Raw genomic sequence first — 13060 nt, forward strand, 5'->3', positions numbered from 1 at the left:
GCCGACTCTCCATTTTCCGAGCGAACCATGATCCATCCCACCGCCATCATTCACCCGGGCGCGAAGCTTGGCGCTAACGTATCGGTTGGTCCCTATTCGATCATCGGCGAAAACGTCGAGATCGGCGACAACACTTGGGTCGGTCCGCATGTCGTGATTTCCGGGCACACGCGCATCGGCCGTGACAACCGCATTTTCCAATTCTGCTCACTGGGCGAAGTCCCTCAGGACAAGAAGTACGCAGGCGAACCGACGCGTCTGGAAATCGGCGACCGCAACACCGTGCGCGAGTTTTGCACCTTCAACCTTGGCACCGCCCAGGACGTGGGCGTGACCCGTCTCGGCGACGACAACTGGATCATGGCCTACGTGCATATCGCCCATGATTGCCAGGTCGGAAACCGCACGACTTTTGCCAACAACGCACAATTGGCGGGGCACGTGCATGTGGACGATTGGGCCATTCTCGGTGGTTATACCGGCGTACACCAGTTCTGCCGCATTGGTTCGCACACCATGACAGCCGTCGGTACGGTCGTTTTGCAGGACGTCCCGCCTTACGTGATGGCCGCCGGCAATACGGCGACGCCCTTCGGCATCAATGCTGAAGGCCTCAAGCGCCGTGGTTTTACGCCCGACGCCCTGATGGCGCTCAAGCGCGCCTACCGGACCCTGTACAAGTCCGGGCTGATGCTCGACGAAGCACGCGGCAAGCTCGAAGAAGAAGCCAAGTCGCATCCCGAGATTCAACCGATCCTCGATTTCCTCGCGGTTTCGCGGCGCGGCATCATCCGATGACTTCCGGCGGTGTCGTGCGCATCGCCATGGTTGCCGGCGAAGCGTCCGGCGACCTGTTGGCGAGTCATCTGATCAAGGCCCTCAAGGCGCGTCTGCCCAATGCTCTTTTTTACGGCATTGGCGGCCCAAAAATGCAGGGGCAGGGGTTCGATGCCTGGTATCCCCTCGAAAAACTGGCGGTGCGCGGTTATGTCGAGGTGCTCAAACACTATCGGGAAATCTCGGGCATTCGCAACAGCCTGAAAAAGCGTCTGTTGGCCGATCCGCCGGACGTCTTCATCGGCGTCGATGCCCCGGACTTCAACCTGGCGGTTGAAAAAGCGCTCAAGCAGCGTGGCGTGCCGGCCATTCATTACGTGAGTCCCTCGATCTGGGCGTGGCGCGGAAAACGCATCCACAAGATCGGCGCGGCGGTCAATCGAGTCCTGGCGTTGTTTCCGTTCGAACCGGCCCTCTACGAGAAAGAGGGCATTCCGGTGACCTATGTTGGCCATCCGCTGGCCGACATGCTGCCGGTCGAAGATGGGCGGCGCCCGGCGCGGGAGCTGCTCGAATTGACTGAAGCACAGCCTGTGTTCGCCTTGCTGCCCGGTAGTCGGCAATCCGAAGTCGCTTACATGGCGGAAACCTTTATTGCCACGGCGCGCGAAATCCACGCACGTCTGCCGCAGGCGCTGTTCCTCGTCCCGCTGGCGACGCGCGAAACCCGCCTTCTGTTCGAAGCGGCCATCTATCGTGCCGATGCGAGAACCTTGCCCATCCGGATGTTATTCGGGCATGCGCATGAAGCCATGATGGCGGCGGACGCCGTTCTCGTTGCGAGCGGTACGGCCACGCTCGAGGCGGCCTTGCTCAAGCGGCCGATGGCGATCGCCTACAAGATGTCGCCGACTTCGTATCGCCTGATGAAGGGAATGGGTTATCTGCCGTACGTCGGCTTGCCGAACATCCTGGCTGGGAAATTCGTCGTTCCCGAGTTCATCCAGCATGACGCCACACCGGAAAATCTTGCCCAGGCGCTGCTCAATTTCTACACCGACAAAGAAACCTGCGCCCGGATCGCCGAGGTTTTTCACGACATCCATCTGCAGCTCAAGCAGAACACGGCGGAACGTGCTGCCAATGCGATCCTGTGCATGTTGCCGGCTGCCCGTCTGGCCGAAGCGCAGGCGACGCGATGAGCGTGCTTCTGGTGGCCGAGGGCTTAGCCTGCGGCGTCGATGAGGCCGGTCGCGGGCCGCTGGCCGGGCCGGTGGTGGCCGCAGCCGTGATTCTCGACCCGCTGCGCCCCATTGTCGGACTCAATGATTCGAAGAAATTGTCGGCCAAGAAGCGTGAGCGCTTGGCCGACGAAATCCGGGCCAACGCCCTGGCCTGGGCTGTTGCCGAAGCCAGCGTCGAAGAAATCGACCGACTGAACATTCTCCAGGCCAGTTTGCTGGCCATGCGTCGCGCCGTCGAACAACTGGGGACTGCGCCTGAATATGCGTTGATCGACGGCAATCGTTGCCCCGATGGATTGCCTTGCCCCGCGCGCGCGGTCATTGGCGGTGATGCCCAGTTCACGGCCATTGCCGCGGCCTCGATTCTGGCCAAGACGGTCCGGGACGCAGGCATGCTTGAGCTTCACGCGCGCTACCCGCAGTACGCTTTCGACCGGCACATGGGCTATCCGACCGCGCTGCACTTGACCGCGTTGCGCGAACACGGCATCAGCCCGGTGCACCGCCGCAGTTTCCGCCCGGTGGCTGAACTCGTTCGCAGACCATGAAGCTTGTCAGTTCTCGCGATAACGCCGACTACAAGGCGCTCAAGAAGTTGACCGAGAGCGGTCGCGAGCGGCGCAAGGCCGGCCGCATCGTGCTCGATGGGATGCACCTCGTCGAGACCTACCAGACGGCCTACGGCGTGCCTGACCAAATCGTCGTCAGCACTTCGGGAGCCTTGCGTGCCGAGATTGCTGCTTGGTTAGCGAGTTTTCCGCAGACGAGAGTCATCGTTCTGGAAGACGCACTCTTCGCAACACTGAGCGAAGTCGAGACGCCAAGCGGCATCCTCGCCGTCGTCGCGCGTCCGACACCACGCCAAGCGCTTTCGGAATGCGCCGACACGATCGTCCTCGACGGCGTGCAGGATCCCGGCAATCTGGGATCGATCCTGCGTAGCGCGGCAGCGGCCGGCTGCACTCAGGCCGTGCTTTCGGCCGACTGCGTCCAGGCCTGGTCGCCCAAGGTGCTGCGTGCGGCAATGGGCGCCCATTTTCAGATCGACTTGCATGAAGGCGTCGACCTTGGCGCCTTCCTTGCCCGTTTCCGCGGCCAGTCCGTGTTGACCGCCCTCGACGCGACACGCTCACTGTACGACCTCGACTTGCGGACGCCGACGGCCTGGGTCTTCGGCAACGAAGGGCAGGGGGTACGGCCTGAACTGCTCGCCTGTGTGCCCATGCAGGTGCTGATCCCCATGCCGGGAGCGACCGAGTCGCTCAACGTCGCTGCTGCCGCAGCGATCTGCCTGTTTGAAGCCGTTCGTCAACGGCTCCCGCGTACCTGAGCCGCGTTCGGCGGCCTCTTTTCCATTCGACTTATTCCTTACCGGCCAACGTGTCGGTGCCACCGCTCGCCATCACTGCATTGCCAGACGTGAATCAGGTTCTACAGTGAAGGGGAGGGTGTAGCCCTCAGAAACCTTCCTCGCCGGCAAGATTCAAACTCCGTGCGAGCGGTGAGCGCGAAGAAAAGCCCACTGCGGAGCGCCGCCGACGAGATGATCGGCTTGAGATGGGATTGACTGGGATTGGAATGACTCGGTACAGGAGGCCACGCGATGAGCATCTTAGCCCGCTACCAAAGTCGCTATGAATCGGCGCTCGAAGAAGAGATGTCGATTGCGGAGTACCTTGAGCTGTGCAAACGCGATCCCGGGGCCTACGCTTCGGTCGCCGAGCGCATGCTGACGGCGATCGGCGAGCCTGAACTGATCGATACCCGCCTGACTCCCCGCCAGTCGCGTCTCTTTGCCAACAAAATCATCAAGGTCTATCCGGCTTTCCGCGATTTTTTCGGCATGGAAGACGTCATCGAGCACGTCGTCGCCTACATCCGCCATGCCGCACAGGGGCTTGAGGAGAAAAAGCAGATTCTCTACCTGCTCGGCCCCGTTGGTGGCGGGAAATCCTCGCTTGCCGAGAAACTCAAGGCCTTGGTCGAGAAAGTACCGTTTTATGCGATCAAAGGTTCGCCGATCCATGAATCGCCCCTTGGACTTTTCAGCGCCGAGGAAGATGGGGCGCTGCTCGAAGGCGAATACGGCATTCCGCGCCGCTACCTGACGGGTGTCATGTCGCCTTGGGCAGTCAAGCGCCTGCATGAATTCCGAGGTGACGTCTCGCACTTCCGGGTGGTCAAGCTCCATCCTTCGGTTCTGCGCCAGATCGCCGTGGCCAAGACCGAGCCGGGCGACGAAAACAACCAGGACATCTCTTCTCTGGTTGGCAAGATCGACATTCGCAAACTCGAGGAGTACTCGCAGAACGACCCGGATGCCTACAGCTATTCTGGCGGGCTGTGTCTCGCCAACCGCGGCCTGCTCGAGTTCGTCGAGATGTTCAAGGCGCCGATCAAGGTGCTGCACCCTTTGCTGACGGCGACGCAGGAGGGGAACTACAAGGGTACCGAGGGCTTCGGGGCGATCCCCTTCGACGGGCTGATTTTGGCGCACTCCAACGAGGCCGAATGGCTGGCCTTCAAGAACAACCGCAACAACGAAGCCTTTCTCGACCGGATCTTCATCGTCAAAGTGCCTTACTGCCTGCGGGTTTCAGAGGAGCTGCGCATTTATCAGAAGCTCATCGCCAACTCCTCGCTCGCCGAGGCGCCCTGCGCCCCGGACACGCTGTCGATGATGGCCCAGTTTTCGGTCCTGTCGCGACTCAAAGCGCCCGAAAATTCATCGATCTATTCGAAGATGCGCATCTACGACGGCGAGAACCTCAAGGATACCGACCCCAAGGCCAAGTCCTACCAGGAATACCGCGACTACGCCGGCGTCGACGAGGGAATGACCGGTTTGTCCACGCGTTTCGCCTTCAAGATTCTGTCGCGCGTCTTCAACTTCGACCACCGAGAAGTTGCGGCGAATCCGGTTCACCTCATGTACGTGCTTGAGCAGCAGATCGAGCAGGAGCAATTCCCGCCCGAGGTCGAGGAGCGCTACCTCGGTTTCATCAAGGAATACCTGATGCCGCGCTACGCCGAATTCATCGGCAAGGAAATCCAGACCGCCTACCTCGAGTCCTATTCCGAGTACGGGCAGAACATTTTCGAGCGCTACGTGACCTACGCCGATTTCTGGATCCAGGATCAGGAGTTTCGTGATCCGAATACCGGTGAAATCCTCGACCGTGCCGCGCTCAATGACGAACTCGAGAAAATCGAGAAGCCTGCGGGGATCAGCAATCCCAAGGATTTTCGCAACGAGGTGGTGAACTTCGTGTTGCGCGCTCGTGCTCAACACGACGGCAAGGCCGTGGCCTGGACGGCGTACGAAAAGCTGCGGCTGGTGATCGAGAAGAAGATGTTCTCCAACACCGAGGAATTGCTGCCGGTGATTTCGTTCAACGCCAAGGCCAGCGCCGAGGATCAACGCAAGCACAAGGATTTCGTCGACCGACTGAAGGCGCGCGGCTACACCGAGAAACAGGTGCGACTGCTCTCGGAGTGGTACCTGCGCGTGCGTAAATCGTCGTAGGCGCAACACCAAGGCACGAAGGAGGCGCGAGATGACCGGCGTGCGCATCGTCGACCGGCGTCACGACAGCAAGAACAAGAGTTCGGTCAACCGTAGCCGGTTCATGCGCCGTTTCAAGGGGCAGATCCGGAAGGCGGTGGCCGAGGCGATCGGACGGCGTGCCATCACCGATATCGACGACGGCGAGAAGATCAGCATTCCTGCGCGCGACATCGCCGAGCCGCAGTTCCATTACCGGCGGGGAGGGGTATGGCAGGACGTACTGCCGGGTAATGATCGATTCCGGGCCGGCGACGAGAGCGACCGCCCCGTTGGTGGCGCCGGGCAAGCTGGGAGCAAAGGGAGTTCGGAAGGCGAGGGGAGCGATGACTTCGTATTCACCCTGACCCGGGAGGAATTCCTCGACGTTTTCTTCGACGATCTTGAGCTTCCCGACCTGGTGAAAACCCAATTGGCCCGGGTGCAGGACTTCCGCAAGGTTCGCGCCGGCTACACGAGCACCGGCGTTCCAACCAACATCAACATCGTCCGTTCTCTGCGCGGGGCGACTGGGCGAAGGATCGCGATGGGTGGCCCGCTGCGTCGGAAAATTGCTGAACTGGAGGCCCGTCTTGAGACGCTGGCAGCTGCCGGAGATGGCTCTACGCCTGAAGCCGAGGCCTTGCGCCAGCGGATCGAGTGCCTGCGGCGTCGGCTTGAGCGCCTGCCGTTCATCGACGATTTTGATCTGCGTTACAACAATCGGATTCGCATTCCATTGCCGACGACGCAGGCGGTGATGTTCTGCCTGATGGACGTCTCGGCGTCGATGGACGAACGCAAGAAGCAGATCGCCAAGCGCTTCTTCATGCTTCTTTACCTTTTCCTGACGCGCAGTTACGACCGGATCGAGGTGGTCTTCATCCGTCACCACACCGAGGCCGAAGAAGTCGATGAAGAGCGCTTCTTCCGTGCCCAGGATACCGGCGGAACCGTCGTCTCTTCGGCGTTGAGGCTGATGTCCACGATCATCAACGAACGTTACGCGACGGGCGTTTGGAATATTTACGGCGCACAGGCATCCGACGGCGAAGACAGCGACGGAGATACGCCGCTGTGCCGGGAAATCCTGGCGCAAGAGATCGTTCCCCGCAGCCAGTTCTTTGCCTACATCGAGATCAGCAACCAACCGGGGCAAAGTCTGTGGGACGAATACACCAAGCTCCGTGCCGTGCAACCGCGTCGCCTGGCGATGCAGCGCATCGGCGATTTACCGGACATCTACCCGGTGTTTCGCGAACTCTTCCAGAAAAGGCTGGCGCTGAAATGAGCGCAAAACAACGCCGCCGTCGCGCCCTTGAGGCGCAGTCCGAATGGACTCCGACGCTGATCGAGGCCTACGACCGGGAAATCGGCCGCGTCGCCCGTCAGTACGCCCTCGACTGCTTTCCACATGTCATCGAGATCATCACTGCCGAACAGATGATGGACGCCTATGCCTCGATCGGCATGCCTGTCTATTACCACCACTGGTCCTTCGGCAAACACTTCCTGGCCACCGAGCGCGCCTACAAGCGTGGTCAGATGGGGCTGGCCTACGAGATCGTCATCAACTCCGACCCTTGCATCGCCTATCTGCAGGAAGAGAACACGATGACCATGCAGGCGCTGGTCATCGCCCATGCCGCTTACGGACACAACTCCTTCTTCAAGGGCAATTATCTGTTCCGGACCTGGACGGCGCCCGACGCGATCGTCGACTACCTCGTCTTTGCCCGTAATTTCATCGCTGATTGCGAAGAAAAATACGGTGTCGACGAGGTTGAGCAGTTGCTCGACAGTTGTCACGCCTTACTCAACGTCGGCGTCGATCGCTACAAGCGGCCGCCACGGCTATCGCTGGCCACCGAACGGGCCCGGCAGAAGGAACGCGAGGCCTACCTGCAATCGCAGGTCAACGAACTGTGGCGCACCCTGCCGGAAAAGCAGCGGGGTGAACACAAGGCGCGCAAGCGTTTTCCCGAAGAGCCCGAGGAAAACCTGCTGTACTTCATCGAAAAAAATGCGCCGCTGCTCGAGCCCTGGCAGCGCGAGATCATCCGCATCGTGCGCAAGATCGGACAGTACTTCCATCCACAGCGCCAGACGCAATTGATGAACGAAGGCTGGGCGTGCTTCTGGCACTACACCTTGCTCAATGCCCTTTACGACGAGGGCTTGCTCTCCGACGGCTTCATGCTTGAATTCCTGCAAGCGCACACCAACGTGGTCTACCAGCCGCCGTACAACAGTAATTACTACAATGGGATCAACCCTTACGCCCTTGGTTTTGCGTTGTGGCGCGACCTGCGGCGCGTCTGTACGAACCCGACCGAGGAGGATCGCGCCTGGTTTCCGGAGATCGCCGGCAGCGATTGGCGGACGACCTTCGAATTCGCGATGCGCAACTTCAAGGATGAAAGTTTTGTCGGGCAATACCTCTCACCACAGTTGATGCGCGAATTCAGGCTGTTCGCGGTGCTCGACGACGACCGCGAGCGCCGCTTGAAGGTCGAGGCGATCCACGACGAGACAGGTTATCGTGCCGTTCGCAGCCTGCTTTCGGAGCAGTACGACCTGGGTCACCGAGAACCGAACATCCAGGTCTGGAGCGCGAACGTGCACGGCGATCGGACGTTGACCTTGCGCCACTATCTCCATCGGCGTCGGCCGTTGGCCGACAATCGCGATGAACTACTGCGCCATGTCGCAGCGCTATGGGGCTTTCCTGTGCAACTCGAAGAGGAGGACGAGAGCGGGCTGGTACGCCCGGTTTCGCTAATCCACGTCGATCGGCGGCGGGCAGTGGATTAGGCGTGGTCGTCCACGCCAACCCCACGCCAACCGCCCGCCGCGTGGGCGTCAGCCGCTGTTGCGCAAGCCTGCGGCGACGCCGTTGATCGACATGTGGATGCCGCGCTGGACGCGCTCGTCGCTCTCTCCGGCGCGGTGTCGGCGCAGAAGCTCGACCTGAAGGTGGTTGAGCGGGTCCATGTAGGGGAAGCGGTCGCGGATCGAGCGGCGCAGCAGCGGGTTGTCGGCCAGCAGTTCGTCCTGTTGGGCGATGGCCAGCAGATGCGTTCGCGTCAATTCGAACTCGTCGCGAATGCGGGCGAAGACGGTGACGCGCAGTTCGGGGTCGGTCACCAACTCGGCATAGCGTGCGGCGATGGACAGGTCCGCTTTGGCCATCACCATGTCCATGTTCGAGAGCAGGGTGCGGAAGAACGGCCAGGTGGCATGCATGCGCCGCAACTGCTCGAGGCCCGCCGGGTTTTCAAGCAGCCAGGCGCGGACGGCCGAGCCGAAGCCGTACCAGCCCGGCAGCATCAGGCGGCATTGCGCCCAGCTGAACACCCAGGGAATCGCGCGCAGATCCTCGATGCGTTCGGACGGCTTGCGCGCTGCGGGGCGGCTGCCGATGTTGAGTCCCGCGATTTCGGCGATCGGCGTCGACTCACGGAAATAACGGGAAAACCCCGGCGTTTCGTAAACCAGATGACGGTACGCCTGGAAGGCCAGCTCCGACAGGCGCTCCATCGTCGCGCGGTCAGTCAGTGGTTCGGTTTCCTTCTCCAGGTCGAGCAGCGTGGCTTCGAGCGTGGCGGCGGCGATGATTTCCAGATTGCGGCGGCCGACTTCCGGCGTGGCGTATTTCGAAGAAATCACTTCGCCCTGTTCGGTGATGCGAATCTGCCCGGAAACGGCGCCTGCTGGCTGGGCTAGGATGGCGTGGTAGCTCTTGCCACCGCCGCGGCCGACCGAGCCGCCGCGTCCGTGGAAGAGGCGCAGGCGTACGCCGGCAGCGGCGAAGACCCGGGTTAGCTCGATTTCGGCCTTGTACAGCTCCCAGCCGGATGTCAGGAAGCCACCATCCTTGTTGCTGTCGGAATAGCCCAGCATCACTTCCTGTTCCTGCCCACGCGATTCGACGAGCGCGCGGTAGACCGGCAGTTCGAACAGGCGCTGCATGACTCCGGCGCTGTTGCGCAGGTCGGCGATCGTTTCGAAAAGCGGGATGATGTTGAGGTCGGCCTCGGCGCGAGCAGTGCCGCCCCGCCAGCGCAGCAAGCCGGCTTCTTTGAGGAGGAGGGCGACTTCCAGCAGGTCGGAAACGCCGTCGGTCTTGGAAATGATGGCGTTGGGCAGGGCGGCTTCGCCATAGCGCTGGCGGAGTTCACGGACGGCAAAGAAAATCGCCAGCTCGCCTTGGCTTTCTTCCGTATAGGGGAGGAAGGGCGAATAAAGAGGGCGTGGCGAGGCGATTTCTTCGCTGAGCAAAGCGATGCGCGCCTCTTCGTCGAGCGCTGCGTAGCCGCCTTGCGGCAGACGACCGGCGCATTCGAGCAGTTCGCCAACCGTGCGGGCGTGGACGTCCGAGTTCTGGCGCAGGTCGAGCGGCGCCAGGTGGAAGCCGAAAATCTGGACGGCCCGCCGCAGGCGGCGCAAGCGTCCATCCGCGATCAGCTTGGCGCCGTGCAGGTGCAGGGAATCGGAGAGGATGTCGAGGTCGGCGCGCAGTTGCTCGGCACTGCTGTAGGGGTGCGCGTCTCCGACCGCATGCCGAAGCGCTTCGTGATGGTCAAGCGCGCGGGCCGTGGCGGCGAGGCGCGCGTAGATGCCGGTCAGGGCGCGACGGAAGGGTTCATCGACCCGGTGCGGCGAGTTGTCCGGCGAGCTTGCGGCCACTGCTTCCAGTTCAGGCGTGACTTTGAGCAGCGTGCGCGAGAGCGAGAGTTCGCTGCCCAGCGTGTGGACTTCTTCGAGGTAGAAATCGAGCACGGCCGTCGACTGGAGGCGCAAGGCGGTACGCAGGATATCAGCCGTGACAAAGGGATTTCCGTCGCGGTCGCCGCCGATCCAGCTGCCGATCCGGAAGAAAGGCGGCAGCTCCCATTTTGTTTCAGGGAAACGTCGGGCGAGGTGGTCGTGCAGCTGCGCGTACAGGCGGGGCAGTTCGCGGAGGAAAGTGTCGTCAAAATAACTGATGCCGTTGCGGATTTCGTCGACCACTGCGAGTCGATTGGGGCGCAACATGCGCGTCCGCCACAGGCGCAGGACGGCGCTGCGCAGTTCGGTTTCGTTCTCTTCGGATTCGTCCGGCGTCAGGGTGTTGCGGTCACGGCGATCCAGCAGTGCTGCGATCTCGTGGTGACTCTGGAGAATGCACTTGCGCGAGATTTCAGTCGGATGTGCTGTCAGAACGGGCGCAACGAGCGCAGAAGCGAAGAAATCGCGCACTTTTTCTGGCGCGATGCCGGCCGCTTCGATGCGGTCGAGGGCATGGCGGACGCTGCCTTCTTGGGGTGCATCGTGGGTGAGCGCGGTGTTCCGCTGCTGACGGATGTGGTGCTGGTCTTCGGCGATGTTGGCCAGGTGGAGAAAGTAGCTGAAGGCCCGGACCACCGAAATCATGGTGTCGCGCGGCAGCGTGTTGAGCAGTTCGTCGAGCGCCTCGCGTTGCGCTTCGTGCTGTGAGCCCGCTTGGGCGGCGGGTTCCTGGTTGAGATGGACGGACGCTTGGCGAATCCGTTCGATGACGGCAAAAGTGGCGTCACCTTCCTGGTCGCGTACCGTTTCGCCCAGCAATCTGCCGAAAAGACGGATGTCGTCGCGCAAAGGCAGGTCGTGGTCGAGGCTAGATGGGGTCATGCGTGCTCCGTGATGCAGGTGGGGATGGTCAGAATTGCACAATCCTATAGGTGGCATCACGAAATACAAAGCAAAAAATACGCGGATACGGAGAATCAAGCGCTTGGCTCAGCCCTCTGCAGTGCAGAGGGTGCCATTGGGCCGGGGGCGGGGCCGACGTCGTGTCCGCCGGCCCCGCGACACTTAGCGCATGTGCCTCGCTTTTTCGTCCATCGCCGAGCAAATCCGGGCATAGACTTCATCCATCGAGCCCATCCCATCGATCTTGATCACGCCGTGCTGTTGCTCGTATTTCTCGATGACGGGAACGGTCTTGACCTCGTGCTCTTTGAGCCGTTTGACGATCTGCGCGGCAGAACGGTCGTACGGTTTGCAGCGGTCGGTCTGGCGGCGTTCGTCGAGGCGGTTGATCAGTTCAAGCATCGGCGTCTCGATGTCAATGACGCAGGATACCGAAGAACCGTGCTTGCGCAGCAGCCCGTCGAGGATGTACGACTGCACCAGTGTGCGCGGATAACCCTTGAAAATAAAGCCCTTGGCGGTTTTTGATTCGCGCAGGCGTTTTTCGATGAGTTGAACGACGATTTCGTCGGGTACGAGTTCGCCTTTTTCCACCTGTGCGGCGATTTTCAAGCCGAGTTCAGTCTTTTGAGTGATTTCGTGTTCGAGCATGGCGCCGGTGTCGACGTTCTCAAGACCGTATTGCCGGGCAAGCGCCTTGCCTTGCGATCCACGCCCCGAACCCGGATACCCGAAGAGGACGACGTTGAACAGTTGTTTGCGCAACTCGGCGTTGATGATTTCCCGGATCGAGTCGGTCACCGCCTCGATGCTGCGCGCGCCGTCGACCTCGTGGTAGATCCCCTTGTCCTTGTAAAACTGCAGCACTGGCAGCGTTTTTTCCTTGTACTCCTTGAGGCGATTGCAGATGACGGTCTCGTTGTCGTCGCTGCGGCCTGAAATTTTGCCACGGTTGAGCAGGCGCTTGACCGACTCTTCTTCGGATAACTCCAGGCTGATCAGACAGTTAAGCGAGGTATTGAGCTTGAGCATCAGTCCTTCGAGGATGTAGGACTGAATGTAGGTGCGCGGAAAACCGTCGAACAGGAAGCCATTGCAGTTCGGGTTGTCGGTGATCGTCTTCTCGATGATCTGAACGATGATTTCGTCGGAAACGAGACCGCCCGCGGCAATGATGCTCTGCGCTTCGAGCCCGAGGCGCGTCTTGTTGGCGATTTCGCGGCGTAGAAGGTCGCCGGTCGAAACGTGGTAAAGGTTGTATTCCTGGATCAGAAACTCGGATTGCGTCCCCTTGCCTGCGCCCGGGGGACCGAACAGGGCGATGTTGAGCATCGATGACCTCGATTGGCTAGCAATTTAGGAATTGTACATGTACAGGATCTTTAGCTACAACCAATTGAAATAGATAGAAAAAAGGCTTCGTTTGTGATCTGATTTAATCGCAAAAAAAAACCGACACGCCCGAAGCCATGACTATTATCAATGCAACCCAGTACCTCAAGCAACTTCTTAGCTCTTCTGAACTCAACCGGATCGGTAAATTTACCGGTTTTTGTCAGCGACTCCGGGATATCCAGCCTGCGAGACTACTCCCGGCTCTGCTCTCAGGGCTTGGTTGCGACAAGGTGGATGGTATTGCTGGTTTGCATCGCCATTTCAATGCGTTGCAGCTCCATGATACTGACCAAATAGCGTATAAACCCTTTCACAACCAGTTACGCAAGCAGGGTTTTCCCTTGTTCATGCGCGCACTGGTTGAACGAGCCATGGCGGTGTCCCGGGAAGTGGTGTAACAGCGTGAGGGAGTGAGGTGTTCGCCGTG

General features: G+C 60.6%; 9 protein-coding genes and 1 pseudogene. 8 read left to right on the forward strand and 2 right to left on the reverse strand.

Annotation, left to right across the window (positions count from 1 at the left end; all coding sequences use genetic code 11):
- Nucleotides 1-27 precede the first annotated feature (27 nt).
- From lpxA to QMB55_RS09850, 7 genes are all read left to right on the forward strand, one after another.
- Nucleotides 28-798 (forward strand): acyl-ACP--UDP-N-acetylglucosamine O-acyltransferase, encoded by a 771-nt coding sequence (gene lpxA, locus QMB55_RS09820; RefSeq protein ID WP_497588518.1) that lies wholly within the window; start codon nt 28-30, stop codon nt 796-798.
- The gene (lpxB, locus tag QMB55_RS09825) at nt 795-1979 is read left to right on the forward strand and encodes a lipid-A-disaccharide synthase (protein WP_497588519.1); all 1185 of its coding nucleotides are present in this window, start codon (nt 795-797) and stop codon (nt 1977-1979) included. Before lpxA ends, lpxB begins: the two co-directional genes overlap by 4 nt.
- A complete protein-coding gene (gene rnhB, locus QMB55_RS09830) occupies nt 1976-2569 on the forward strand; it encodes a ribonuclease HII (protein WP_497588520.1) in 594 nt (197 codons plus the stop codon). The genes lpxB and rnhB overlap by 4 nt, the downstream gene beginning before the upstream one ends.
- The gene (locus tag QMB55_RS09835) at nt 2566-3351 is read left to right on the forward strand and encodes a TrmH family RNA methyltransferase (protein ID WP_497588521.1); all 786 of its coding nucleotides are present in this window, start codon (nt 2566-2568) and stop codon (nt 3349-3351) included. The genes rnhB and QMB55_RS09835 overlap by 4 nt, the downstream gene beginning before the upstream one ends.
- Nucleotides 3352-3624: 273 nt before the next feature.
- Complete coding sequence (locus QMB55_RS09840; RefSeq protein WP_497588522.1) at nt 3625-5547, forward strand: PrkA family serine protein kinase; 1923 nt, start codon at nt 3625-3627, stop codon at nt 5545-5547.
- A gap of 31 nt (nt 5548-5578) precedes the next feature.
- On the forward strand, nt 5579-6856 hold the full coding sequence (locus tag QMB55_RS09845) for a YeaH/YhbH family protein (RefSeq protein WP_497588523.1): 1278 nt from the start codon (nt 5579-5581) through the stop codon (nt 6854-6856).
- Nucleotides 6853-8379: a SpoVR family protein gene (locus QMB55_RS09850; protein WP_497588524.1), complete on the forward strand. Its 1527-nt coding sequence runs from the start codon at nt 6853-6855 to the stop codon at nt 8377-8379. Before QMB55_RS09845 ends, QMB55_RS09850 begins: the two co-directional genes overlap by 4 nt.
- A 48-nt stretch (nt 8380-8427) precedes the next feature.
- Here the strand turns inward: QMB55_RS09850 and ppc are convergent, their stop codons facing one another.
- On the reverse strand, nt 8428-11217 hold the full coding sequence (gene ppc / locus QMB55_RS09855; protein ID WP_497588525.1) for a phosphoenolpyruvate carboxylase: 2790 nt from the start codon (nt 11215-11217) through the stop codon (nt 8428-8430).
- 183 nt (nt 11218-11400) lie between these two features.
- Nucleotides 11401-12570: an adenylate kinase gene (locus tag QMB55_RS09860; protein WP_497588526.1), complete on the reverse strand. Its 1170-nt coding sequence runs from the start codon at nt 12568-12570 to the stop codon at nt 11401-11403.
- A gap of 137 nt (nt 12571-12707) precedes the next feature.
- Between QMB55_RS09860 and QMB55_RS09865 the strand changes: the two are divergent.
- Nucleotides 12708-13013, forward strand: a pseudogene (locus QMB55_RS09865) (IS4 family transposase); the annotation flags it as partial.
- Nucleotides 13014-13060: the final 47 nt, after the last annotated feature.

Source organism: Propionivibrio sp., assembly GCF_041441355.1.
Lineage (GTDB): Bacteria > Pseudomonadota > Gammaproteobacteria > Burkholderiales > Rhodocyclaceae > Propionivibrio.

Bases quoted from the DNA above. Each gene is read 5' to 3' on its own strand.
- lpxA (WP_497588518.1), top strand. From the start codon at position 28: ATGATCCATCCCACCGCCATCATTCACCCGGGCGCGAAGCTTGGCGCT.
- lpxB (WP_497588519.1), top strand. From the start codon at position 795: ATGACTTCCGGCGGTGTCGTGCGCATCGCCATGGTTGCCGGCGAAGCG.
- rnhB (WP_497588520.1), top strand. From the start codon at position 1,976: ATGAGCGTGCTTCTGGTGGCCGAGGGCTTAGCCTGCGGCGTCGATGAG.
- QMB55_RS09835 (WP_497588521.1), top strand. From the start codon at position 2,566: ATGAAGCTTGTCAGTTCTCGCGATAACGCCGACTACAAGGCGCTCAAG.
- QMB55_RS09840 (WP_497588522.1), top strand. From the start codon at position 3,625: ATGAGCATCTTAGCCCGCTACCAAAGTCGCTATGAATCGGCGCTCGAA.
- QMB55_RS09845 (WP_497588523.1), top strand. From the start codon at position 5,579: ATGACCGGCGTGCGCATCGTCGACCGGCGTCACGACAGCAAGAACAAG.
- QMB55_RS09850 (WP_497588524.1), top strand. From the start codon at position 6,853: ATGAGCGCAAAACAACGCCGCCGTCGCGCCCTTGAGGCGCAGTCCGAA.
- ppc (WP_497588525.1), bottom strand. From the start codon at position 11,217: ATGACCCCATCTAGCCTCGACCACGACCTGCCTTTGCGCGACGACATC.
- QMB55_RS09860 (WP_497588526.1), bottom strand. From the start codon at position 12,570: ATGCTCAACATCGCCCTGTTCGGTCCCCCGGGCGCAGGCAAGGGGACG.